The organism is Polaromonas sp., from assembly GCF_043778355.1.
Taxonomy (GTDB): Bacteria; Pseudomonadota; Gammaproteobacteria; order Burkholderiales; family Burkholderiaceae_C; genus Polaromonas.
Map to the genome: position 1 here is coordinate 244490 of NZ_JAYWHI010000031.1, position 23423 is coordinate 267912.

General features: G+C 61.0%; 20 protein-coding genes and 1 other RNA gene. 9 read left to right on the plus strand and 12 right to left on the minus strand.

All coding sequences use genetic code 11. The features are described from left to right. Nucleotides 1–44 precede the first annotated feature (44 nt). From ACH2CW_RS06040 to ACH2CW_RS06075, 8 genes are all read right to left on the minus strand, one after another. The gene (locus tag ACH2CW_RS06040) at nucleotides 45–2915 is read right to left on the minus strand and encodes a response regulator (RefSeq protein ID WP_395056087.1); all 2871 of its coding nucleotides are present in this window, start codon (nucleotides 2913–2915) and stop codon (nucleotides 45–47) included. Further along, nucleotides 2915–3379, minus strand: a complete 465-nt coding sequence (locus tag ACH2CW_RS06045) for a response regulator (RefSeq protein ID WP_395056089.1) — start codon at nucleotides 3377–3379, stop codon at nucleotides 2915–2917. The genes ACH2CW_RS06040 and ACH2CW_RS06045 overlap by 1 nt, the downstream gene beginning before the upstream one ends. Further along, on the minus strand, nucleotides 3360–5792 hold the full coding sequence (locus ACH2CW_RS06050; RefSeq protein WP_395056091.1) for an ATP-binding protein: 2433 nt from the start codon (nucleotides 5790–5792) through the stop codon (nucleotides 3360–3362). The genes ACH2CW_RS06045 and ACH2CW_RS06050 overlap by 20 nt, the downstream gene beginning before the upstream one ends. Beyond that, nucleotides 5785–6507: a biliverdin-producing heme oxygenase gene (locus ACH2CW_RS06055; protein WP_395056093.1), complete on the minus strand. Its 723-nt coding sequence runs from the start codon at nucleotides 6505–6507 to the stop codon at nucleotides 5785–5787. Before ACH2CW_RS06055 ends, ACH2CW_RS06050 begins: the two co-directional genes overlap by 8 nt. Before the next feature lie 296 nt (nucleotides 6508–6803). Beyond that, nucleotides 6804–8216: a response regulator gene (locus ACH2CW_RS06060; RefSeq protein WP_395056095.1), complete on the minus strand. Its 1413-nt coding sequence runs from the start codon at nucleotides 8214–8216 to the stop codon at nucleotides 6804–6806. An 87-nt stretch (nucleotides 8217–8303) separates the two neighbouring features. Further along, entirely contained in the window at nucleotides 8304–9809 is a 1506-nt protein-coding gene (locus ACH2CW_RS06065; RefSeq protein ID WP_395056097.1) for an ATPase domain-containing protein, read from the minus strand. Between the two features lie 288 nt (nucleotides 9810–10097). Further along, on the minus strand, nucleotides 10098–10292 hold the full coding sequence (locus tag ACH2CW_RS06070; RefSeq protein ID WP_395056099.1) for a hypothetical protein: 195 nt from the start codon (nucleotides 10290–10292) through the stop codon (nucleotides 10098–10100). Between the two features lie 31 nt (nucleotides 10293–10323). After that, complete coding sequence (locus ACH2CW_RS06075; protein WP_395056101.1) at nucleotides 10324–10569, minus strand: hypothetical protein; 246 nt, start codon at nucleotides 10567–10569, stop codon at nucleotides 10324–10326. Between the two features lie 280 nt (nucleotides 10570–10849). Here ACH2CW_RS06075 and groES point away from each other — a divergent pair, with 280 nt between their 5' ends. The 3 genes from groES to ACH2CW_RS06090 all read left to right on the plus strand — a co-directional run bounded on the left by groES (nucleotide 10850) and on the right by ACH2CW_RS06090 (nucleotide 12977). Next, on the plus strand, nucleotides 10850–11140 hold the full coding sequence (groES, locus tag ACH2CW_RS06080; RefSeq protein WP_096667046.1) for a co-chaperone GroES: 291 nt from the start codon (nucleotides 10850–10852) through the stop codon (nucleotides 11138–11140). Nucleotides 11141–11191: 51 nt separating this feature from the next. Beyond that, the gene (gene groL, locus ACH2CW_RS06085; RefSeq protein ID WP_395056103.1) at nucleotides 11192–12850 is read left to right on the plus strand and encodes a chaperonin GroEL; all 1659 of its coding nucleotides are present in this window, start codon (nucleotides 11192–11194) and stop codon (nucleotides 12848–12850) included. Nucleotides 12851–12901: 51 nt separating this feature from the next. Then, nucleotides 12902–12977: non-coding RNA, sX9 sRNA (locus ACH2CW_RS06090), on the plus strand. Nucleotides 12978–13039: 62 nt separating this feature from the next. On the opposite strand, the gene ACH2CW_RS06095 is transcribed toward ACH2CW_RS06090, so the two are convergent. The 3 genes from ACH2CW_RS06095 to tal all read right to left on the minus strand — a co-directional run bounded on the left by ACH2CW_RS06095 (nucleotide 13040) and on the right by tal (nucleotide 16838). Then, nucleotides 13040–14011 (minus strand): MBL fold metallo-hydrolase, encoded by a 972-nt coding sequence (locus ACH2CW_RS06095; protein WP_395056105.1) that lies wholly within the window; start codon nucleotides 14009–14011, stop codon nucleotides 13040–13042. A 111-nt stretch (nucleotides 14012–14122) separates the two neighbouring features. Beyond that, complete coding sequence (gene pgi, locus ACH2CW_RS06100; RefSeq protein ID WP_395056107.1) at nucleotides 14123–15787, minus strand: glucose-6-phosphate isomerase; 1665 nt, start codon at nucleotides 15785–15787, stop codon at nucleotides 14123–14125. A 103-nt stretch (nucleotides 15788–15890) separates the two neighbouring features. Further along, nucleotides 15891–16838, minus strand: coding sequence for a transaldolase (tal, locus tag ACH2CW_RS06105; protein WP_395056109.1), 948 nt, complete (start codon nucleotides 16836–16838; stop codon nucleotides 15891–15893). Between the two features lie 107 nt (nucleotides 16839–16945). On the opposite strand from tal, the gene zwf reads away from it, so the two are divergent. Both zwf and ACH2CW_RS06115 read left to right on the plus strand, forming a co-directional pair. Then, a complete protein-coding gene (gene zwf, locus ACH2CW_RS06110) occupies nucleotides 16946–18412 on the plus strand; it encodes a glucose-6-phosphate dehydrogenase (RefSeq protein ID WP_395056111.1) in 1467 nt (488 codons plus the stop codon). 129 nt (nucleotides 18413–18541) lie between these two features. Then, entirely contained in the window at nucleotides 18542–19390 is an 849-nt protein-coding gene (locus ACH2CW_RS06115; RefSeq protein WP_395056113.1) for a MurR/RpiR family transcriptional regulator, read from the plus strand. Nucleotides 19391–19418: 28 nt separating this feature from the next. Here ACH2CW_RS06115 and ACH2CW_RS06120 read toward each other — a convergent pair whose 3' ends face one another. Next, nucleotides 19419–20543 carry a class I SAM-dependent methyltransferase gene (locus ACH2CW_RS06120; protein WP_395056115.1) on the minus strand — a complete coding sequence of 375 codons (1125 nt, stop codon included), beginning with the start codon at nucleotides 20541–20543 and terminating at the stop codon, nucleotides 19419–19421. A gap of 50 nt (nucleotides 20544–20593) precedes the next feature. Here ACH2CW_RS06120 and ACH2CW_RS06125 point away from each other — a divergent pair, with 50 nt between their 5' ends. Genes ACH2CW_RS06125 through ACH2CW_RS06140 form a run of 4 tightly spaced genes read left to right on the plus strand, consistent with a single transcriptional unit; the run spans nucleotide 20594 to nucleotide 23419 of the window. Further along, a complete protein-coding gene (locus ACH2CW_RS06125; protein WP_395056117.1) occupies nucleotides 20594–21388 on the plus strand; it encodes an SDR family oxidoreductase in 795 nt (264 codons plus the stop codon). A 40-nt stretch (nucleotides 21389–21428) separates the two neighbouring features. Next, on the plus strand, nucleotides 21429–21800 hold the full coding sequence (locus ACH2CW_RS06130) for a dihydroneopterin aldolase (protein WP_395056119.1): 372 nt from the start codon (nucleotides 21429–21431) through the stop codon (nucleotides 21798–21800). Between the two features lie 19 nt (nucleotides 21801–21819). Next, nucleotides 21820–22761: a tRNA 2-thiocytidine(32) synthetase TtcA gene (gene ttcA / locus ACH2CW_RS06135; protein WP_395056161.1), complete on the plus strand. Its 942-nt coding sequence runs from the start codon at nucleotides 21820–21822 to the stop codon at nucleotides 22759–22761. Nucleotides 22762–22789: 28 nt separating this feature from the next. Continuing rightward, nucleotides 22790–23419 (plus strand): DUF4136 domain-containing protein, encoded by a 630-nt coding sequence (locus ACH2CW_RS06140; RefSeq protein ID WP_395056121.1) that lies wholly within the window; start codon nucleotides 22790–22792, stop codon nucleotides 23417–23419. Nucleotides 23420–23423 lie beyond the last annotated feature (4 nt).

Below are 23423 nucleotides of genomic sequence, written 5' to 3' on the forward strand. Positions count from 1 at the left end.
TGCGCCTCATCAACGGCGAAAAGCGTTTACCTGCCGCCGGTAGATCAAGCGCTTTGTCTCACCGGAAAAAACGAAGCCAGCAGAGCTTCGACTGCATCAGGGTCTACAGGCTTGGTGAGATGGGCATGCAAGCCAGCATTTTTCGACTTGCGAATGTCATCTGCTGTGCCCCAGCCGGTCAGAGCCACCAGCTTGGCAGAGGCCGTGGCCGGACACGCCAGCAATCGCCGCGCCACCTCATAACCGTCCATGCCTGGCAAACCGATGTCGAGAAACACCAGGTCGGGGCGGAATGTCATTGCCACCTCAATCGCCTCCTGGCCACCGAAGGCCGCACGAGCATCGTGACCCGACAGGTCCAGCAACATGACCATGGTCTCTGCGGCATCGACGTTGTCATCGACCACCAGAATCCGCTGCCTGGTCGACCCAGCGGTAGCCGGAGCGGGCGGCGGGGTTGGCCGTGTCTGCAAATCACACGCCGAAGCGGTAGGCAAGGTCACGGTGAATGTACTGCCCTGATCGACACCGTTGCTGGCGGCCTGCACCGTGCCACCATGCATTTCGACCAGCGTTTTCACCAGCGACAGGCCAATGCCCAGACCACCCTGCGCGCGGTCCAGGGTGCGGTTGATCTGCGTGAACATGTCAAACACCAGGCCCAGCATATCCGCGGGTATACCCATGCCGGTGTCTTGAACTGAAACAACAATGCTGTCGCCTTGTTGGCTGGCCAAAAACTTTATCTGCCCACCGGCACGCATGTATTTGGCCGAATTGGTCAGCAAATTGCTGAAAATCTGCGTCAGACGGGTTGCGTCTGCGTCCATCCAGACAACTTCGGTAGGCCAGTCGATGGTCAGCAAGTGACTGGCTGCATCAATCTGTGGCCGCGATGCTTCCAGCGCAGCAGCGGCAATGTCCTGAAATGACACACGCTCGCGCTTGAGCACAATTTTGCCGCTGCTGATGCGCGACACATCCAGCAAGTCATCAACCAGGCGCACCAGCTGGACCAGCTGCCGCTCCATGACTGGCAAAGTGCGTGAGGCAATATCTTCTGCGCGGGGGGCGAGTTTGAGCAGCTGTAAACCCGTGCGTATGGGCGCCAGCGGGTTGCGCAGCTCATGCGCCAGCGTTGCCAGAAACGCATCCTTGCGCAAATCCTGCTCAAGCAACCTTTGCTCATAGGCACGACGATCCGTGATGTCGTGCGTCACGCCAAGCGCAGACTCCACCCGCCCACCTTCATCAACCTCGGGGACCAGCCGGCAAGAAAAATGGCGCATGCCAGCACGGGGCGTCTCCAGCAAAAACTCCAATGACGCCTCCGACTCATGATCGAAGACATGGCTGATGGCGCTCTCCCACTGTCTGCAAAGCTTTTCTGGCACGCCCAATTGGCGATGGGTTTTGCCTAGAATTTCAGAAACCGGACAGTCTGAAATTCTCTCGATCACAGAATTGGCGAAAACGTGGCGAAACTGGCGGTCAAACCGTGTCAATCCATCAGGGGTATTTTCAGTCACGCTGCGCAGCTCACGCACCCCTTGGGCCAGCGCCTGCGTTGCCCTGACTTCAACGGTGCGGTCCACGCCGTGAACAAAGATGCTCGATACCTGGCCATCGGCTTCACGCAGGGGAAGATACGCAAAATCGATAAAAATATCTGCCAGACGGCCGCCTGGCACGGTCGGCAGCTTAAGGACCATGGCTTTGGCTTCATAAGGTTTACCGGTTCGGTAAACCTCTTCAAGCAAGGCAGGAAAGGGCTGATCTGCAATGTCCGGAAAGGCCTCAAGCACCGTCATCCCGATAATCTCCGAACCGCGTTTGACCAGATCAAAGTAAGACTGATTCGCCAGTTGAAAGACAAAGGTGGGACCCGCCAACACAGCCGAAAACGACGGCATGATGTAAAGCATCTGGGAGAGTTGCAAGTCCTTGGCCAGCAGTTTTTTTTCTGCCCGCGCATGTTCAACCGCGGACCAGGTGCGCTCTGCGATTTCAAGCGCCATCGCGATGTCTTCGGGTGTCCAGTCACGCGGCGCATTCTGATGAATGCCCAGGACCGCCACCAGCTGTCCACTCTTCAAAATGGGGATGGCCAGACTAGCCACCACTTCCATCCGGGTGTAGCCGGATTTTTCGCTCTCCGAATAAGCTGCATCCATCTGTATGTCGGACACCCGGACGTTTTCACCCGACCTCAGTGCGGGCAGCAAATTGGCGCCGTAGTCCTGCAGGCCGCAACTACCCTCAATCTGCGGCACACCGTTGACGTAGCTCTGTCCCACGACCACCCTGCCATCGGCGGTTACCTCACCATAGAGCACCCGGTTGGCTTTCAGATGCATGCCCAGCAAATGGGAAGCGACGCTTTTCAGAGCGTATTCATCTGTCAAACCACGGATTGCGTCACCGAAGGCACTGCGAAAAGTTTCCCGCTCAGTCACCAGTTGCAGGTCATCTTTTCGCTGCCGAAGTTCGCGCGCCATGGCCCAGCTCTCACAGGCATTTTCAATAGCCCGCGTCAGCGATGGTGCGCTGGTCCAGTCCTTGCCTATGTAATCCTGGGCCCCAGCGCGCAGCACCCGCCGGCCCTCCTGTCGGCTGGCACCGCCAGTCACCACCACCACCGGGCAAACCGGCATGCCATCAGGCCCTGTGAGTGCAGCCAGTACTTCTGGCGCATCCATGTCGGGCAGGTTGTAGTCCAGCACGATGCAGTCCGGGGGAGGCACTGCGGCTAGCACCGCACTGATGCCTGATGCAGCCGTTTCGGCCTCGAAAAAAGTCAGGCGTCGCTCGGAACCGCCGAGCAGCATCCGGCGGATCTCAACCCGGTCGTCGGGGCTGTCATCAATGATGAAAACCCGCCACGGCGTCAACACTTCCCTTTTCACGTTGAGCATCAGTGCGCCTTTGCTCGGGTGTTCTGCAGAGTCACGCTCTCAAGCCAATAGCGCAACAACGCGCCCAGCAGCACCAGGTACTGGTCGTGGCGCACCGGTTTGACATGGTAGGCATTGGCGCCTGCCTGAAAGCAGAACGCAACATCCTTCGGATTGGCCGAGGTGGTGAGCACCACCATCGGGATTTCTTTCAAGGCCTCATCTGTCTTGATGGCGACCAACGCCTCACGGCCATCCACCCCGTGCGAGTTGAGGTCCATCAGAATAAGCACCGGCAACAGCGGCGGCGCCATATCACCCTCGCCGCGCAACATGGCAAGGCACTCGCCCCCGGACACGGCACGGCGAATCAGGCGTGTCACGCCTGCAGCCGTTGCGGCCTCGCGCAAGGTGTCGAAGTCCTCGTCCGAGTCTTCCACGACCAGGATGGGCGCGACCAGTGCCTCAGACAGGGGACTTGTCATCGGCGGTACTGAGGGTAAAGAAAAAAGTGGTGCCCTCACCCGCGACGGAATCAGGCCAGACCAGGCCGCCATGCCGCTCCACCAGCTTGCGCACAATCGTCAGGCCAGCGCCCGAGCCGCCGCCGTATTCCTCGCGGCCATGCAGACGCTTGAACATCTTGAAGACCTGGTCGAAATGGCGGGGCGCAATGCCGATGCCGTTGTCGCGGACGTAATACACGGTCTGATCGTTTGCCGACCCGGGGAAGCCGTTGCGAAGCAACACCTCGTGCGGCTCGATAAACCCTGCTTCAACATGTTTGACCGCTTTGTCGTTGTACTTCAGCGCGTTCGACAACAAATTGACCAGTACTTCTCGTACACGGACCCGGTCACACATGATGAGCGGTAACGGCCGGGGCGTCACGATGCGCGTGGAGCTGTCGCCGGTTCGGGAGCTGACCATTTCGACCGCATCGGCGAGCACCTCATTCATGTCAACCTGTTCCAGCGTCAACTCTTCGCGGCCGACGCGGGAGAAGTGCAGCAGCGAGTCCAGCAGACTGTCCATGCGCAAGGTCAAACGCATCAGACCTTCGAGCTTGCGTCTCTCGTCTTCACTGGCCGGGGCCGCCTCCATCAGCTGGTGGGCGTATTTGTGTATGCCGCGCAATGGCTCCTTCAAGTCATGGCTGGCCACATAGGCAAAGGCATCGAGCTCTTCGTTGCTGCGTGCCAGGTCGGCGTTCAGGTCAGCCAGCCGCTCGGCGCGAACGATGACCAGTTCCATGATCAAGGCGCGCAGCCGGGCCGCGGCGTCAATCTCGACCTGCAGCCACGGCTGCGCTTGTTGATGGACCGACTCACTGAACAGCTCGAAACTGCGTCTGGGCGTCAGGCGCATGCCGTGCGGACCAGCCACCGTGGGTTTGTCTTGCGGATTGCCGCCCCAATTGACCGTTGTTTTGACTTCAGGCCGGAACCACATCATGAGGTTCTGGCCGCTGCGCGACAGGGGCGCAGCCAGCAGGCCGCTGGCAATACCGGCAAAAGCTGCGCCGGCTGGGTAGTCAGCAGCGAGCGCGTGCGTGACGTAAAGTGGACTGACCAGCGAGCCGGCGTCCAGCCGTTCCACCAACCACTTGCCCAGTGCCTCCAGTTGTGCCTCGTCTGGCGTCTGGCCAACGCGCCACCATCGGTCACGGTGGTACAGCGCGGCGCCGCCTGCGCGCATGGCCCCAAGCAAAGACGGCGCACTGTCCGTCATGCAGGCCAGCCCGCCCTCCTGCGCAGCCATGGTCAGCAGCTGCTGATTGACATCTTCGAGCTGCAGGCGGTAAGCCGCGTTTTCACGGTCTTCAACGGCCTGATGCTGCAGCGAGCCGACTTGCGCCAGAAACTCGCAAGCTCCGCGTAACTCGTAAGGCACATGGTGCGGCCCGCTGTAGTGGTGGCAGGCAATCAGGCCCCAGAGTACGTTGTCACGCCGCAGCGGCATCGTCAGCCCGGCCGACACGCCCATGTTCTGCAGGTACTCGGTGTACATGACCGACACACCTCGCAGCGCGCAAAAGGTCATATCAACCGGCTTGCCGGTGTCTGGATTGAGCAGCGGCGTCATTTCGGCCAGCGCGCCTTTGATGTCAGGCACCGGGCGAATCCAGGTTTTGGCAAAAATGTCGCGTGCCGGCTTGGGTATGTCTTCGGCCGGGTAGTGCATGCCCAGCCAGGGCGCGAGATCGCTGCGGCGGCTTTCGGCAAACACTTCACCATGGTGATCGGCATGAAACTTGTAAATCATGACGCGGTCCATGCCCGACAACAACCGGGTCTCGTCGGCCAGCGCCTGGCAGAACGTCTGCACCGTTGCCATGGTCTGGAGGCGGGCGACCGTTTTCTTGATCAGCGCGTAATAGTCGGGCTGATGAAGTGGATCGGGCGTCAGGGCGCCGGTGTTGGCATCTGACTGGCTGCGGCCGGTGGCTTCGAACTCAAGCATGACGACACCATCGAGGGTGTGTACGGTTACATCCATCGCAGCCGCTTTTCCACTGCTCGGCAAGGTGAATGCATAAATCGGATTGCGATCTGTCAACTCCTTGTCGAGGATGCTGCGCAGACGGAGCTCTCCCTCAGCCTTGACCACCACACCCACCTTCTGGCCGAGCAGTGCGGGCGCGGCCTGACCGAGGATGGTCTGGGTATTTTCGCTTGCCTGCAGGATGGACAGGTCAGCCAGGCGCAACACCAGCAGCGCGCCGTGGGCCTGAATGCAGCCCGGTGTCCGCACAGGCTCGTCATCACAATTGATGATGTTGATGCCATCGCGCAGGATGCTGTAGGGCTGGGTATCCCACGGGGCAGTATGGACAGTCTCGGCCCTGGTTGCAATCGTTTGCGCACCCCGCAAGATTTTGCTGAGGTCTTCATGCATGTTGATTTGCCTGTGCGAGATGTGACATGCAGCCAGGGGCGGCCGTGGCGGACCGGTCACACCAGACACGCAGGCTGGCAAAGGTGGCGATGGCGCTTTTCACCATGGCGTCTTCCGTGGAGCCATTGACTGCGCGCCTCACCAGAAGCTGCCGCATGGCCTGCCACATCTTTCCAGTGTCGTCGGCATACCCTTCAAAAAAGGCGCCCCCGGTTGCGGCCGTCACCCCCAACGTGGCCCGCACATGCCGGGTGATCAGCTGCCCGCCCAGCGTGGCGCCCTCCATCACATACATGCAGCCCAACATTTCGGCCTGGGTTTGAACCGGCGGCAATTTGCGGCACAGTGGCAAGTCTTCGGTCGCCATGCCAAGGTGTTGAAGGTCCCGCAATAGCAGTCTGGTCTTTTGCAGGCGCAGCGGAAGTACTGACCATTGGGATGTGTCGCCAGCCAGCTGGTTAGTCAGTTGGCCGAAGCGGCTCAGCAAGGCAGCTTCGAGGGGACCATAGAAGCCATAAAACCGCGCAAGCTGCTGGCGGTAGGCCTTGAGTGTGATCCCACGGCCCATCAAATCAAGAACACGTTCAACCGCGTCATGCTCGGCCCGCGTCTCGAGCCGAAGACGGGTGAGAACAGATGGCGCTCCGGATGTGATCGAGGTCAGGGGAGCAGACCGATGCGGCCGCTGGCTTGCAGAATTGACAATGACGGACATGAAGCCTCGCAAAGGTGTGAGATCCCGGAGGAATGTCCGCAATGGAAGATACCACGCCGCGCCTGTAGGAGGGAGGCTCGTCACGCCGTAGGATAGACGCACAGCGACGGCAAGCCGCTATGATTTTCATAGCTGTACACGCATATTTGATAAGGGTTACAGGCCGATGTAATCTGCAAGAAAACCAAGTTGTCATTGTTGGACAGGATTTGTAGCGAAGAGTGTGAAGTTGCGGCGGATAGTGCAAGGGCGTCTGCGCAACGCATAAAAGATGCCCCTTTTTTTACCACCCGCCGTCAAGCCTGCAGGCACTGCATCAACATGTCGTAGTCCACCGGTTTGACCAGATGGTGGTCAAAACCCGCCTCGCTGGCGCGTTTTTTGTCATTGGACTGACCCCAGCCTGTCAGCGCGATCAACACCATCCTGCCTCCGCCCGGTTGCTGACGGATCACGCGGGCGGCCTCATAACCGTCCATGCCCGGCATGCCGATGTCCATGACGACGACATCGGGTACCACGGCCCTGGCTTGCGTCACGGCAGCCACACCGTCGTAGGCGGTGGTCACCGCAAACCCGTCCAGTCCCAGCAAAGCTTCCAGCGTATTGGCCGCGTCGACGTTGTCATCAACCACCAGCACCTTCTTGAGACTGCCGGAAACCGCCCGAACAGAAACCGGAACCTCTTCGCGCGGGGAGTTTTGTCTCTTCTCGATCACCACCGGCAGGGTCAATACAAATTCACTGCCGTGACCAAGACCGTCGCTGACGGCGTGCAGTTTGCCGCCGTGCATCTCGGCGAATTGCCTGGCCAGGCTCAGTCCAATGCCCAGACCCGTCGGCGCTTCCCCAGGCACAGGCGTCTGCGCGAACAGGTCAAAAATCCGCGTCAGCGACGTCGGCTCCAATCCGATGCCGTTGTCCCGCACGCGGAAAGTCACCGTGTCACCTTTGGCCTCAGTCCCCAGCACAATATGACCACAGGGCGGTGTGAACTTGGCAGCATTGACCAGCAGGTTCGCCACGCTCTGGACCAGCCGTGCGTGATCGGCGTTGAGCAGGTAATCACTGTCCGTCTCCTTCACATCCAGCCGGTGTTTCTTGGCTTCCATGGACGAGTTGGATATCTCCACGGCGTGGTTGACGACTGACCGCAGGGTGATGCGGTCCTTCCTGAGCACCACCTTGCCGTTGGTAATGCGCGCCACGTCGAGCAGGTCGTCCACCAGCCGGGTCAGATGGGTCACCTGCCGGTCCACCACATGACGCAAACGCGTGACCGGTTCCGAATCGGGGTGCAGATGTTTGAGAATGCCCATGGAGGTGCGGATGGGCGCCAGCGGATTGCGCAACTCATGCGCCAGCGTGGCCAGAAACTCGTCCTTGCGCTGATCGGCGTCGCGCACCTGGTACTGCCGTTCACGCGCACGGATTGCCGAACGGGCTGCAGATATCAGCGCGATGGTGCGCACCGGCCGCTCCATCAGGGTGACATTGCCCAGTCGGTCCACGGCGCGCCGGACGTCCAGGGAATCGGCGCCACTGCGTGTCAGCAAAAGAATTGGAATGTCCGACCAGTTAGGCTGGTTCGCCACATACTCGGCAAGTGACCGCATGGCGGAGCCACTGAGCACTTCCTCGGCCAGCAGCAAGGCGCCGGCACCACGTGGCAACTGCTCAAACAACTCACCCGTGTCACGGCACACCATGCTCCCGATGTTGACCGATCGGAACACCCGCGTCGTCAAGGCCGCATCCTGTCCTGTCGGCGTACAGATGACAATTCGCCGCTCCACTTAGCTGACCCCGGATTCGCTGCCAGCTGTTGCCCCCACATTCCCGAGATAAACCGGCACGCCGGTCAGGATGCCGCGGAAACCGCGCAGGACCTCACCGACGTGGATGCCGCCAGCCGACATGGAAAACTGGCGGATCGTTCTTTCATGCAGGCTGCCGCGCTTCTTGAACACGGATACCGCCTGTTTGACCTCTCCGTCATGCTCGAAATAACGCAGCATCAACACGTTGTCGGCCAGGTAACTGGCATCCACGCTGGTGGACATCTGGCCGCCCAGCATGCCCTGCTGGACACCGACCAAAATGGTCACCACACCGCGCTGGCCCAGGTAGGTCAGCAGTTCGTGCAAGTGGGTGGTCAAAAAGCGCTCATCGGGCATGGCGTTGAGATAACCGTTGATGCTGTCAATCACCACGACCTTGGCACCCCGGTCGGCCGCCGCACAGACGGCTGTTGAAAACTCACCGGGGGACAGCTCTGCCGGATCGATCTGCTGGATGGTCAGCAAACCCTTCTGGCAGGGCTCGCGCAATTGCATCCCCAGACCGTCAGCGCGGTTCAGCAGGTTGTTGATCGCTTCTTCGAACAGAAACATGGCGCTGGCCTGCCCCCGCGCAGCCGCCGCGGCCACAAACTGGGCCGCCAGCGACGACTTGCCGGTGCCCGGCGGGCCGGCAATCAGCGTGCTGGTGCCCTCCTCCAGCCCACCGCCCAGCAATGCATCCAGTGGCGCCAGGCCGCTTTTGAGTTGATGCCTTTTCTCCATGACCCGTGATTCGGCAGCCACCAGACGCGGATAGACACACAAGCCGCCGTACTGAATGTCGTAGTCGTGCATGCCGCCGCGAAAGGCAATGCCCCGGTACTTCACCACGCGCACCCGCCGCCTTTCGGCGCCGTACTCCTTGACCGATTGCTCCAGCGTGATGACGCCATGCGCAATACTGCGTACCTGCAGGTCAATGCCTGCAGCCGTGCGGTCGTCCAGCATCATCACCGTGCACGAACGGCTGGCAAAAAACTGCTTGAGCGCCAACACCTGCCGGCGATAACGCAAGGGCGTGTCGGCAAGCAGTTGCAGCTCCGACAGCGAGTCGATCACCACACGGGTGGGCTTGCGCTCGTCAATCACCGCGAGAATCATCTGCATGGTTGTCCCCATCTCCACCTCTGAGGGGTGAAACATGGTGTACTGGGCCTCGGGCTGTAACAGGTTTTCCGACGGCAGCACCTCGCGGATATGGATGCCCGCCATGTCCCAGCCGTGCGACTCGCCCACGCCCTGCAGCTCGGCCCGTGTTTCTGCAAGCGTGATGTAAACCACCGACTCACCCTGCCGAACGCCCTCCACCAGGAACTGCAGACCTGTGGTGGTTTTGCCCGTGCCGGGTTCACCCTCAATCAAATAGATACGGTCCTTGGTCAAGCCGCCGCCCAGAATGTTGTCAAGGCCGGCGATTCCGGTGGATAAGAGGGATGCCTTTGGATTGTCCTGAATCTTCATGGGTATGAATAAGCAAAGTTATCTGTCAGATGGCGTCAAGCAGAAGGAGCAGCAACTTTTCAAGACCAGAGCTGTTCATCGCACTTTGAAAAATAATAATCAGACACCCCGCGAAATGCCAGTTTGGCGCTCTTACGCTGCTGTAGGACTGAATCCCAATCCTGTATCAACCGTTTGACAGTCGTGATGTTGCGCCCGCACGCTCCTTGAGGCGAGGCGCAGTTCTGCCAGAAGCTGGCAGGCAGCAAAAAGCCACCGCAAGCGGTGGCTTTTTTGGGCTGAATGGTCTCAGCGCGTAAAAGGTGTCGATTCGATGAATTTACCCCCCTCGCCGACGTCGGAGGGTTTGGCTTTCGGGTCGGGCGTGGGCCGGGTTTTGTTGGTCCCCTCTTCACCAAACGTTTTGCGGGGCGTGGATTTTTTATCCACCTGATTTTCATTGTTGTCACCCGGCCGGCCCTGGCCGATGCTTGCGTCGCCCATGATGACCTTGGTTACCTTGCCGTCAAACCGGTCAACTCGCAAAACCGGAAGGGTTGCCCGCGTCCTGCTTGAGCGACTGTTTATCGGCCTCGCGGTTGGCATTGACCAAAAAAGGCCAGGCCGACCTGATTGAACCAGCCCTGACCAGTGCAGACGCGCGTTTGTCGCCAGACGCTGGAAACCCGGAACGAAGACCCGACGAACTGGAAGGCAAGTCAATTACAAACTGGTTCATAAATTCCCCTGGAGTGGCTTCATTAGCCAAAAAAATTGTCATGAAATGACTTTAGAGCGGGATTCTTGTCCCTCCTGTCAGACGCCAGCGGGTCTTTTGTAGGACGATGGGAAATCTGCAAAGCGGCTTCCCGATCTGGTCATCAGCCTACAGGTCCTGATTTTTGCCGCATGGCCTTGAAATGCCCTCCAAACAGCCTTATGATTAGCACTCGATGGTAATGAGTGCTAACAGCCACTCCTTCCAGTCCCTTCACTGCATCCGGACCCTTGGCACGGTTGCTTTTTGATCCAAAACCATTGTTTCACCTCAGGAGCCTTCCATGAAACTTCGTCCCCTGCACGACCGTGTGATCGTCAAACGCGTCGAAAACGAGACCAAAACCGCCTCTGGCATCGTCATTCCTGACAGCGCCGCAGAAAAGCCTGATCAAGGCGAAGTGCTGGCCGTTGGCCCCGGCAAGAAGAACGACAAGGGCGAAATCAGCGCCATGGCCGTCAAGGTCGGCGACCGCGTTTTGTTCGGCAAGTACAGCGGCCAGACCGTCAAGGTCGATGGCGACGAATTGCTGGTCATGAAAGAAGACGATTTGTTTGCAGTTGTCGAGAAGTAAGTTCTCGCACACCTGTCGCAACCCTAATTAACTGAATCTGGAGAATTAAACATGGCAGCAAAAGACGTCATTTTCGGCGGCGAAGCCCGCGCACGCATGGTCGAGGGTGTGAACATCCTGGCCAACGCGGTCAAGGTCACCCTGGGCCCCAAAGGCCGCAATGTGGTGCTGGAGCGCTCTTTCGGCGCCCCCACCGTGACCAAGGACGGTGTGTCAGTCGCGAAAGAAATCGAGCTCAAGGACAAGCTGCAGAACATGGGCGCGCAGATGGTCAAGGAAGTTGCTTCCAAGACCTCCGACATCGCCGGTGACGGCACCACGACCGCTACCGTTCTGGCACAAGCCATCGTCCGCGAAGGCATGAAATATGTCGCTGCCGGCATGAACCCGATGGACCTGAAGCGCGGCATCGACAAGGCTGTCACGGCCCTGGTCGAAGAGCTGAAAAAAGCTTCCAAGCCCACCACCACCAGCAAGGAAATTGCCCAGGTCGGTACTATTTCTGCCAACAGCGACGAAGAAGTCGGCAAGATCATTGCTGAAGCGATGGACAAAGTCGGTAAAGAAGGCGTTATCACCGTTGAAGACGGCAAGTCGCTGAACAGCGAACTCGACGTGGTTGAAGGCATGCAGTTTGACCGCGGCTACCTGTCGCCTTACTTCATCAACAACCCTGAAAAGCAGTCCGCGATTCTGGACAACCCGTTTGTGCTGCTCTATGACAAGAAGATCAGCAACATCCGTGACCTGCTGCCGACCCTGGAGCAAGTGGCCAAGTCCAGCCGTCCGCTGCTGATCATCTCGGAAGACGTCGAAGGCGAAGCCCTGGCGACGCTGGTGGTCAACACCATCCGCGGCATCCTGAAGGTTGTGGCTGTCAAGGCCCCTGGTTTCGGCGACCGCCGCAAAGCCATGCTCGAAGACATCGCCACCCTGACCGGCGGCAAGGTCATCGCTGAAGAAGTGGGCCTGACCCTCGAAAAAGTGACCCTGGCTGACCTCGGCCAGGCCAAGCGCATCGAAGTGGGCAAGGAAAACACCATCATCATTGACGGCGCCGGCGCGGCTGCTGACATCGAAGCCCGCGTCAAGCAGGTTCGTGTCCAGATCGAAGAAGCGACCAGCGACTACGACCGTGAAAAACTGCAAGAGCGCGTGGCCAAGCTGGCCGGCGGTGTTGCCGTGATCAAGGTCGGCGCTGCCACCGAAGTCGAAATGAAAGAGAAAAAAGCCCGCGTGGAAGACGCCCTGCACGCTACACGCGCTGCTGTGGAAGAAGGCATTGTGGCTGGCGGCGGCGTGGCCCTGCTGCGCGCCAAGCAGTCTGCTGGCACCATCAAGGGTGACAACGCGGACCAGGACGCCGGTATCAAGCTGATCCTGCGTGCCATCGAGGAACCCCTGCGCATCATCGTCTCCAACGCCGGCGAAGAGCCAAGCGTTGTGGTCAATGCAGTGCTGGCCGGCAAAGGCAACTACGGCTACAACGCCGCCAACGCGACCTATGGCGACATGATCGACATGGGTATCCTGGACCCCACCAAAGTGACCCGCACTGCACTGCAAAACGCAGCGTCTGTGTCCTCGCTGATGCTGACCACCGAATGCATGGTGGCCGAGGCTCCGAAAGACGAGTCCGGCGCCGGCGGCCCTGGCGGCATGGGTGGCGGTATGGGTGACATGGGCGGCATGGGCGGCATGGGCATGTAATCCGGCTACTGCGCAGGCGCCATGCGTCGTTGGGCGGTGCTCGGAATCCTCACGTACCCCAAGGTACGCTCCGGTTCCTGTGCTCCGTCCGCCTAGCCTGGCACCTGCTCGCTACGCCGTCCGGACCTCCAGACAACAAAAAAACCCGCAGGGCTCGCGCCCTGCGGGTTTTTTCTTGCGCGCTCCGGATCAGGCGACCGGCTTGAAGTCGTAACCGTTGCCCATCTTCTCGATGCGGCCAAAGGCCGGGAAGGGGAAGTGGAAACCACCGGCCATGACCTTCTCGTTGACCACCATCTCAAATACCGAGCGACGGGTCTGGCGCGCCTGCTCGGGGTTCATGTCAAACACCACGGACCAGTCCGGATTGCGGGCGAAAAGCTGGGGAACATTGGTCAGGTCAGCCAGATAAGCAAACTTTTCGCCACGGCTTTGCGCGCTGACCGTCACCATGCCCGGTGTGTGACCGTAGGCTGCGGTGGTGGTCACGCCCGGCATGATGTCCTGCCCGGCCTGGAACTGGACCAGCTGGTCAGCGCCGAGCCCACCAAAGACACGGCGTACGTTCTGGAAGGCGCCCTTCATGGCGTCCGGCGCCGCCGCCATCCTGGCGTCGTCCATCCAGAAGCCATGCTCGATGCTGGGCACCATGATTTTGGCCTTGGGGAACACCAGCTGGCCAGCCTTGTTGCGCAGGCCGTTGATGTGGTCGCCATGGTGATGGCTGATGACCACGGTATCGATGTCATTGACCGTGAAGCCGGCGGCGTTCAGGTTGGCCTGCAGGCGACCGGTGGTGGCGGGGCCGTTGTCGGCAAAGCCGGTGTCGATCAACACGCGACGGTTGCCGGCGACGATCAGGAACGCCGTGAAAGGCACGTCCACATACTCCGTGGGAAGGTTCTGTGAACGCAGCAGCGCCTGCACTTCCGTCAGCGGCGCGTTGGGCACAAACTCGGCCGCCAGCGGGCGGCGCACCACGCCATCGTTGAGTGCGATGACTTCCATGTCGCCCAGCTTCTGCTTGCGATACCCCACCTGCACGACGCTGGGCGCGCCAAAATTCGGGGCGTTCTGCGCCACCAGGGGAACGAAGGATCCGGCCAGATAGGCGGCGGCAGCGGCGCCCCCTCCAACAAGCAGGTCACGGCGATTGATCATTTTTATAGCTCCTGAGTCATGGGTTGAAGAAAACCCGTGAATACTCTCCGACTCAGGCACAAGCCGCCCGCGATACGCCGATTACCCGGTGGCGGCCTGGGGGAATCCAGCTTATTGGGAAGCGTGCAGGCGCTGTAGCAGGCCCGCCGTCGAACCGTCCAGTCCCGCCGCGTTGCCCGAATGCAGCCTGCTCTCCAGGTCTTTGGCCAACACCTTGCCCAGCTCGACGCCCCACTGGTCAAAACTGTTGATGCCCCAGATCGCGCCACTGACAAACACGCGGTGCTCCTGCAGCGCGATCAATGCCCCCAGGCTGGTGGGCGTGAGCTCGTCAAGCAAGAGAAACGTGCTGGGTCGGTTGCCGGGGAAATGTTTGTGGCCACCCGAAACCATGGTGCCCCCACGCTCGCCCACGGCGTGTGGCTCGCTGCTCCCCGAGGGGGGGGCGTCGCCTTGGGGCGGCCCGACGGCGTCGCTCTTTCCCTGCATCAGCGCCTGGGCCTGGGCCAACACATTGGCCAACAGCTTGTCGTGGTGCCCCGGAAGGCTGCGCGCGACCCGCTTGACGGCAACAAACTCGACCGGCACCACCTCAGTGCCCTGGTGCAGCATCTGGAAGTAGGCATGCTGGCCATTGGTGCCGGGTTCGCCCCACAGCACCGGTGCCGTCGCAAACGGCAAGGCCTGGCCATCCGCATCCACGCGTTTGCCGTTGCTTTCCATCTCCAGTTGCTGCAAATACGCGGGCAGACGGCGCAAGGCGCTGCTGTAGGGCGCGATGCTGCGGCTGGTGAAGCCATGAAAATTCCGGTACCAGACATCGAGCAGGCCCAGCCGCACCGGCAGGTTCTGCGCCAGCGGCGCGCTGCGGAAATGGCCGTCCATGGCATGGGCGCCGGCGAGAAAATCCCGAAAACCTTGCGCGCCAATCGCAATTGCCAGCGGCAGACCAATCGCCGACCACAGGGAATAACGCCCTCCCACCCAGTCCCAGAAACCGAAGGTGGTGGTGATCCCAAAGTCCTTTGCAGCCGCCACGTTGGTCGTCAGTGCCGCGAAATGCCGCGCAATATCGGTGCCGCCCTGCGCCTCGAACCAGTGTTTCGCCGAAGCGGCGTTGGTCATGGTCTCGGTGGTGGTGAAGGTCTTGGAGGCAATCAGGAACAGCGTGTTCTGCGGCCTGAGGTGCGCCAGCACACCGGCCAGTTCCTGGCCGTCGACGTTGGAGACAAAATGCAGCCGCTTGCCCGTCAGGCGGAATTCATCCAGCGCGAGCACCGCCATTTGCGGACCGAGGTCGGAGCCACCAATGCCGATGTTGACGATATCGGTGATGGCGTCGTCCTGCCGCACCTGCGCCGCGTAAACCAGCATCGCATCCAGCGTCTGGTGCACCTGCAACAACTCGCTTGCTATCTTTTCAGGAGCAGTCTGTGCCCGGTCGCCATGGGCTGAGGTCGGATTTCGCAATAAAAAGTGCAGAACTGCGCGATTTTCGGTGTGATTGATATTTTCACCGGCAAACATCGCGTCCCGGTGGCTCTCCAGGCCGCACTGGCGCGCCAGGTCCAGCAGCAGCGTCTGCGTCTCGGTATCAATCAGGTTTTTCGACAGGTCGGCAAACACATGGGGCGCGTCCTGACTGAATTCCGCAAAGCGTTGCGGATGGGCGGCAAAGGCCTGGCGCAGGTCAAAGTTTTTGGCGACCTTGGCGTAGTGCGCCTGCAACGCGGCCCAAGCCGATGTGTGATCGCAACGGGGGGCAGCTTTACTCATGCGTCCTCCTTGCGCCCAACAGCGATCAACCCCTGCGGTGTCGGTGGCATGACCGCATTCGTTTTGGCAGCTATCCCCGCGCCGGGACCCCCCGCTGCGTAACTCATGCGGCCAGCATCAGTTTTTCAAGCTTGACGGCATCCGCTGCAAACGCGCGTATGCCCTCCGCCAGCTTCTCGGTGGCCATGGCGTCCTCGTTGAGGGCATAACGGAAGGTCACCTCATCAAAGTTGACGGCCGGCAGGTCCAGTGTCTGGGCGGCTTTGGCGTTCAGTGCGGGCTGCAGCGGCGCGTTGCTGGCGGCCAGTTGCGCCAGCAGCTCCGGGCTGATGGTCAGCAGGTCGCAGCCGGCCAGCGCGGTGATCTGGCCGATGTTGCGAAAACTCGCGCCCATGACCTCGGTGGTGATGCCGAAATGTTTGTAGTGGTTGTAGATCTCACGCACCGACAACACACCGGGATCATTGGCGCCGGCTTTGGCGGCTTCGTCCCAGGCAGCGCCGGCCGATTTTTTATACCAGTCGTAAATGCGTCCGACAAAAGGCGAGATCAGTTGCACCTTCGCCTGGCCGCAGGCTACCGCCTGACAGAAGGAAAACAGCAGGGTCAGGTTGGTGCGGATGCCGCGGTCTTCGAGCCGGCGCGCAGCCTCTATGCCTTCCCAGGTGGCCGCCACCTTGATCAGCACGCGGTCAATGTGAATGCCTTCGGCCTCGTACAACTCGATGATGCGTTCGCCGCGGGTGAAGGTGGCATTGCTGTCAAAACTCAGACGCGCGTCAACCTCGGTAGAGACGCGGCCGGGGATGATGGACAGGATTTCACAACCGAAACGCACCAGCAGGCGGTCCATGGTTTCGTCGAGCGCCCGACCGCGAAACTTCGACACGGTGTCGGCCATCAGCGGCTGGTACTCAGGCTTTTGCACCGCCTTGTGAATCAGCGACGGGTTGGTGGTCGCGTCCTGCGGCTTGAAAGCATCGAGCTGCTTGAAATCGCCGGTATCGGCCACCACGGTGGTGAACTGTTTGAGTGCGTCGAGTTGGTTCATGGGCCAAGTGTAGATGTCTGGCTGCGGCGGACCCTGTCAGCGAAGGGCCCGATTGAGTTACGATTATGAGCGCAGAATATGAAACTTTATTACATGATGACCCCATTATGAGCTTTGACCTGGTCCTGTTTGGCGGCACCGGCGACCTCACCTGGCGCAAGCTGATGCCGGCGCTGTTCCAGGCCTTCCGCCACGGATCCTTGCCGCCTGAGGGGCGCATCATTGGCGTGGGACGTGACGCGATGAGCGACGCCCAGTACCGCGCGCTGATCCAGTCGCGCTTTGACAGCGTGGAGCTCGCCAAACGCCCCAGCGGCGACGAGTTCGAGCGTTTTGCCGCCCTGCTGCACTACCTGCGCATGGACCTGTCACAGCCGGCCGACTATGCGCAACTCGCCGACACGCTGAAAGCCCGCCACGCCGACACCGTGGTGATGTACCTGGCGACCGCGCCGGCGTTGTTCACCGGCATTTGCGAAAACATGGCGGCGGTGGGGCTCAATGGCCCGCAAACCCGTGTGGTGCTGGAAAAACCGCTGGGCCACGATCTGGCCTCGAACCGCGCCATCAACGAAGCCGTGCTGCGTGTGTTGCCGGAAAAGCAGATCTTCCGCATCGACCACTATCTGGGCAAACCTTCGGTGCAAAACCTGTTTGCCATGCGATTTGGCAACTCGCTGTTCGAGCCGCTGTGGCGCCGCGAAAACATTGCCAACATCCAGATCACGATTGCCGAGGAGCTCGGTGTCGAAAAACGCGGCGCCTTCTACGACAGCACCGGCGCGCTGCGCGACATGGTGCAAAACCATGCGCTGCAATTGCTCTGCGCCATCGGCATGGAGCCACCCATCAATGCGCATGCCGACGCCATCCGCGACGAGAAGCTCAAGGTGCTGCGTTCGCTCAAGCCCTGGACGCCGGAAACGCTCAAGCAGCACGTGGTGCGCGGCCAGTATGCCGCCGGCAGCATAGGTGGTGAGGCCGTGCCCGGCTACCTGCAGGAAAGCGGCGTGAACCCTGACAGCCGCACAGAAACCTTTGTCGCGCTGCGCACCGAGATTGCCAACTGGCGCTGGGCCGGTGTGCCCTTTTATATTCGTACCGGCAAACGCCTGGCCGACCGCGATGCGCACATCGAGGTCAACTTCCGCCCGACACCACATGCGATTTTCAAGTTGCCGCAGGGCGCAGGCAACCGCCTGGTGATCAACCTGCAGCCCAAGGACGGGCTGGAACTGCACCTGTTTGCGCAAGGCCAGGACAACCGGGGAGGCAGCCGCGCAGCCAGCCAGACGCTGGCGCCGGTGCAGCTTGACCTGGATTTTGACAAGCGTTTTGGCACCGAACGTGTCGGCGCCTACGAGCGCCTGCTGCTCGACGTGATCAACGGCCGGCTCAACCTCTTTGTGCGCAGCGACGAACAGGAAGAGGCCTGGCGCTGGGTCGAACCGATTCTGGATGCGTGGCAGCAGGACAGTTCCGGCCCACGTCCCTATGCGGCGGGCACCTGGGGACCGAGTGCCTCCAGCGCCATGATTGCGCGCGATGATTACTGCTGGAGCGAGGAATGTTGACCCCCAAGCTTGTCGCTTCGCGTACTGCGCTGCCCCCCGAGGGGGCCGCCCGCCTGCGGCCCGGCAAAGCCGGTTCCGCGGCTCGAACTGGTCTTGACCGGCTCGCTTCGCATCGCGGGGGGAGCTTCAGTGCTTGACCGTATCAAAGCGTCGATTCCGTCGCTGGCGCCGGCTGAGCAGCGGGTCGCGCACCTGGTGCTCGGCGATCCGCGCGCTTTTGCCAACTTGCCGGTGACCGAGCTGGCGTCGCGCGCGCATGTGAGCAAACCGACGGTGATCCGCTTTTGCCGCAGCGTCGGTTACGACGGCCTGTCGGACTTCAAACTCAAGCTGGCCGGCAGCGTCAGCGAGGGCGTGCCTTTTATTCACCGCAGCGTGGACGTGGACGACAAGACCAGCGACGTGCTGGTCAAGGTCATCGACAACACGGTGGCGGCTTTCCTGAAGTACCGCAACGACGCCAGTTCGGTCGCGATCGAGAAGGCCGCGCATGTGCTGGCTGCGACTTATCAGACCGGAAAACGCATTGAGTTTTTCGGCGCCGGCAACTCCGGCATCGTGGCGCAGGACGCGCAGCACAAATTTTTCCGTCTCGGCATGCATTCGATTGCCTACAGTGACGGGCACATGCAGGTGATGAGCGCCTCATTGCTCCGGCCCGGCGACTGCGTGGTGATCATCTCGAACTCGGGCCGCACCCGCGACCTGATGGACGCCGAAAGCATTGCGCGCAAAAACGGCGCCACCACCATCGTGATCACCGCCAGCGGCTCGCCACTGGCCTCGGCCGGCCACATCCACCTGGCGGCCGATCACCCCGAAGGTTATGACCGCTACAGCCCCATGGTGTCGCGCCTGCTGCACCTGATGATCATCGACATCCTGGCCACCTGTGTGGCGCTGCGCATAGGCGGCGAGAAGCTGCAGCCGCTGCTCAAGGAGATGAAGAACAATTTGCGCAGCAAGCGCTACGCCTGAGGCGCCGGCGTTGCGAACCGTCGCCAGCCTACAAGGTGTGGGTTCGGTCACCCTGCGCAAAACCCATCGCCTGCCACTGGCTCCAGGGCTGCTCTGGTGAATCGACCACAAAGGCGATGACCTTGAACAGCTCGCCCATCTCATGCTCGTTAACGAGTTTTTGCACCATCACGCGTTCGGCCAGCGGCGCATCCTCCATGCCGTCCAGCACGCCGCAGTTCAGCAGGAAGCGCGCCTGGCTGGTGTAGCCCAGCACCTGCAAACCGGATTCCTGCCCGGCCAGCGCAATGCCGCTGAAATTGACGTGCGCGGTGATGTCTTTTTCTCCCACGTCCTGCAATGCGTCGGCATCGACCCGATGCCCACGGTGACACATCAGCGTGCCCATGGCGCGCTGCGGGTGGTAATACTCATGTTCGGGAAAGCCGTAGTCCATCAGAAACACCGCGCCAGCCTGCAGGCGATCGGCCAGCGTCGCGACAAAAGCTTCGGCCTGCGGATGAATCTCCGTGAGGTACGCGTGGCTGTCGGGCACGTCATAAGGCGGGTGCAGCGCAGTCGGCTGGTCAGCATGGACAAACCGGTCCTCATGAACCGCCACGCCGCGTTCGAACCAGGCGCCATCGCGGCGCACCAACAACTGGACCGGCATCGCGTCCAGCACCTCGTTGCCGACCACCGCACCCTGCATGTGCGCAGGCAATTCACTGACCCAACGCACCCTGTCGCCCCAGGTTGCCAGCCGTTCGCGCTGCCTCGCCTGCAGCGTGCCTGACAAGTCGACGATGGTGTAGCGTGTGACCTGGGGACCCAGTGCGCCGAGCAACTGCTGCGCGAGGGCGCCCGAGCCGGCGCCAAACTCCCAGACCTCGTCGGTGGCCGTGGCCTGCAGCGCCTGGCCGACCTGCCGGGCCAGCGCCTGGCCAAAACGCGGCGACAACTCGGGCGCGGTCACAAAATCGCTGCCCGAGCCGGGCATCAGGCCAAATTTGCGCGAACTGTTGGCGTAATAACCGAGACCCGGCGTGTACAAAGCCAGGGCCATGAAGCGGTCAAAGCTGATCCAGCCGCCGGCGGCAGCGATGGCCTCACGGATGCGCCCCGCGAGGGCGCTCGTTAAACTAGGGGGTGTCGTCAGGGTCGGGGGAGTCACCCCCGGATTGTCGGCGATTGCCCAGCCACCCTGCCTTCAGGCCTGCCCCCATGCCCTCTGTGTCTCCCGCTCCTGTTGTTCTTGTCACCGGCGCCGCCAAGCGCTTGGGCCGGGAGATTGCGCTCGCACTGGCCGCGGGCGGTTGGCGGGTGGCCGTGCACTACCGCAGTTCGGAGCAAGATGCTCTTAAAACTGTAGCTGATTGCGCCCGACTGGCAGGGGTTGCAGCCCATTTTTGTTGTGATCTGGAGGATGAGGCGGCGGTTCACAGCCTGTTGCCGCAAGTCATCAGCCATTTCGGCCAGATCGATGCAGTGGTCAACAACGCCTCGGTGTTTGAACACGACAGCGCGGCAAGTTTCAGCTTTGCCGCCCTTGAAAAACACATGCGCAGCAACACCGGCGCAGCCATTTTGCTGGCGCAGGCCCTGCACGCCCATGTGCTGGCGCGGCAGGCCACTGGCGCGGACACCGGGCAAACCGGCCGGTTTGCGGTCGTGAATCTGCTGGACCAGAAACTCTGGAACCAGAACCCGGATTTTTTCAGTTACACCCTTTCCAAGGCGGCGCTGGAAGCGGCCAACACCATGCTGGCGATGGCGCTGGCACCGCAGTTGCGGGTGGTTGGCGTGGCCCCTGGCCTGACGCTGACCAGCCATCTGCTGAGCGAAGAAAAATTCAAGGCGCTGCACACACTGTCGCCACTGGGCCGCTCGTCCAATGCAGCCGATGTCGCCGCCACCGTCAAATTCGCGCTGGAAAATACCTCCATCACTGGCACCACGCTGCTGGTGGACGGTGGCCAGCACCTGATGAAATTCGAGCGTGATTTCTCACTCATGTGAGCGCGCCTTCCTACACACGCACCGCAGGCCGATTCCCAAGATGTTGAATACAAGTGGCAACCAGATACTGACGCTGACCGGTTTGCGTTTTGACGCCAACCTGGGCATTCTTGATCAGGAGAAGACCGCACCGCAACCGATACAAGTCGATGCCGACCTGAACCTGGGCACGCAGCCGCTGCTGCCCAGCGACGATGACATCCACCATGTGCTGGACTACCGCAAGGTTCGGCAGATCATCATCAACGAGTGTCGGGCCGAACATGTGAACCTGCTTGAAACGCTGATCGGCAAGCTGGCGCACCGCCTGATGCAATTGCCGGGTGTGTTGGGAGTGCGTGTGAAAATTGCAAAACTGGAAATTTTTGACGACTGCGAAGTGGCCATTCGCGTCGAAACTGGGCAATGGTGAAATGATGAATGACAACTACATGAGTGCGGTATTGAACGATGGAGTCACCGAGACCGGTGAGGCCGTGGCTGCGGCCGCGAAATCCGGGCTGAAGATTGAGCGCGAAGAGCACAAGCTCGAAAAACGCCTGTGCCGCGAGGTCGGCCGCGCGATTGTCGACTTCAACATGATTGAGGAAGGCGACAAGGTCATGGTCTGTGTGTCAGGCGGCAAGGACAGCTACGCCATGCTGGACATTTTGCTCAAGCTGCAAAAACGCGCGCCCATCAACTTCGAGCTGATCGCCGTCAACCTGGACCAGAAGCAGCCCGGCTTTCCCGACCACATCCTGCCGCAGTACCTGGAAAAACTCGGCGTGCCTTTCCACATTGAGACGCAGGACACCTACAGCATCGTCAAGCGCGTGATCCCCGAGGGCAAGACCATGTGTTCGCTGTGTTCGCGCCTGCGCCGCGGTATTCTGTACCGCGTCGCGGAGGAACTGGGCGCCACCAAGATTGCACTGGGCCACCACCGCGACGACATGTTGCAGACCTTTTTCCTGAACATGTTTTTTGCCTCGCGCCTCAAGGGCATGCCGCCCAAGCTGGTCAGTGACACCGGCAAACATGTGGTGATACGGCCCATGGCTTATGTGCCCGAAAAGGATTTGATCAAGTGGGCGCAGGTGCGCGACTTTCCGATCATTCCGTGCACGCTGTGCGGCAGCCAGCAAAACCTGCAGCGCGTGCAGGTCGGCAACATGTTGCGAGAGTGGGACAAGAAGTTTCCGGGACGCCTGGAGAACATGTTCACCTCGCTGCAGAACGTGGTGCCCTCACATTTGATGGACGGCAAGCAACACGACTTCAAGGGCATCCGCAGCACCGGCATGCCGGACCCGGAGGGTGACAAGGCCTTTGACGAGGAAGCGTTTTCGGAGCCGGTGCGGCCCGGTCTGAGCGTCGTCGCACTTCAGTAATTTCAAGGCAATTGTGCCTGGAGGCCATATGAAACGTGCGCTGACAGCTATTATTTTGGGAGCAACCCTGGTCGGCCTGCTGGGCGGATGTGCCAGTTCGCGCCTGGTCAAAAGCGACGTCACGAGTTTTGCGCGCTGGGCACCGTCGCCGCCTGCGCCCGGCAGCAGCTACCGCTTTGAGCGCCTGCCCTCGCAGCAATCGGCCGACCCCCGCCAGCCGGCGCTCGAAGCCCTGGCCCAGGCCGCGCTGGGCCGGGTCGGCCTGCAGCACAACCCGCAGGCCGCCGCCTTCAGCGTGCAGGTCAGCGCCACCACCCTGCCCGTCATGCGCCCGCGCTGGGACGGTTACGGCTACCCCTATGGCGGCGGCTCCAGCATTTTTATCGGTAGCGGCATTGGTGGAGGCGGCGGCAGCATTGGTTTTGGTTTTGGCATTCCGATCGGTGGGGGCATGGAGCCGCCGCTGTACCGGCGTGACGTGAATCTGGTGATCCGCGAGCTGCGCGGCAACACCGCCGTCTATGAAACCCGCGCCTTCAGCGAAGACCCCTGGGCCGACGACGGGCCGGTGATTGCCACCATGCTGGATGCCGCCCTGCGCAACTTCCCGGTCCCACCGGCCGGAACGCGCCGGATCAGCATAGAGATACCGAGATGAGGCC

Coding starts and splice junctions, on each gene's coding strand:
- groL (WP_395056103.1), top strand. CDS start 11,192: ATGGCAGCAAAAGACGTCATTTTCGGCGGCGAAGCCCGCGCACGCATG.
- ACH2CW_RS06125 (WP_395056117.1), top strand. CDS start 20,594: ATGCCCTCTGTGTCTCCCGCTCCTGTTGTTCTTGTCACCGGCGCCGCC.
- ACH2CW_RS06140 (WP_395056121.1), top strand. CDS start 22,790: ATGAAACGTGCGCTGACAGCTATTATTTTGGGAGCAACCCTGGTCGGC.
- ACH2CW_RS06055 (WP_395056093.1), bottom strand. CDS start 6,507: ATGTCCGTCATTGTCAATTCTGCAAGCCAGCGGCCGCATCGGTCTGCT.
- ACH2CW_RS06060 (WP_395056095.1), bottom strand. CDS start 8,216: ATGGTGTGCCGTGACACGGGTGAGTTGTTTGAGCAGTTGCCACGTGGT.
- ACH2CW_RS06130 (WP_395056119.1), top strand. CDS start 21,429: ATGTTGAATACAAGTGGCAACCAGATACTGACGCTGACCGGTTTGCGT.
- ACH2CW_RS06075 (WP_395056101.1), bottom strand. CDS start 10,569: ATGACAATTTTTTTGGCTAATGAAGCCACTCCAGGGGAATTTATGAAC.
- zwf (WP_395056111.1), top strand. CDS start 16,946: ATGAGCTTTGACCTGGTCCTGTTTGGCGGCACCGGCGACCTCACCTGG.
- ACH2CW_RS06040 (WP_395056087.1), bottom strand. CDS start 2,915: ATGCTCAACGTGAAAAGGGAAGTGTTGACGCCGTGGCGGGTTTTCATC.
- ACH2CW_RS06070 (WP_395056099.1), bottom strand. CDS start 10,292: ATGGGCGACGCAAGCATCGGCCAGGGCCGGCCGGGTGACAACAATGAA.
- ACH2CW_RS06095 (WP_395056105.1), bottom strand. CDS start 14,011: ATGATCAATCGCCGTGACCTGCTTGTTGGAGGGGGCGCCGCTGCCGCC.
- tal (WP_395056109.1), bottom strand. CDS start 16,838: ATGAACCAACTCGACGCACTCAAACAGTTCACCACCGTGGTGGCCGAT.
- groES (WP_096667046.1), top strand. CDS start 10,850: ATGAAACTTCGTCCCCTGCACGACCGTGTGATCGTCAAACGCGTCGAA.
- ACH2CW_RS06045 (WP_395056089.1), bottom strand. CDS start 3,379: ATGACAAGTCCCCTGTCTGAGGCACTGGTCGCGCCCATCCTGGTCGTG.
- ttcA (WP_395056161.1), top strand. CDS start 21,820: ATGAGTGCGGTATTGAACGATGGAGTCACCGAGACCGGTGAGGCCGTG.
- ACH2CW_RS06050 (WP_395056091.1), bottom strand. CDS start 5,792: ATGCATGAAGACCTCAGCAAAATCTTGCGGGGTGCGCAAACGATTGCA.
- pgi (WP_395056107.1), bottom strand. CDS start 15,787: ATGAGTAAAGCTGCCCCCCGTTGCGATCACACATCGGCTTGGGCCGCG.
- ACH2CW_RS06065 (WP_395056097.1), bottom strand. CDS start 9,809: ATGAAGATTCAGGACAATCCAAAGGCATCCCTCTTATCCACCGGAATC.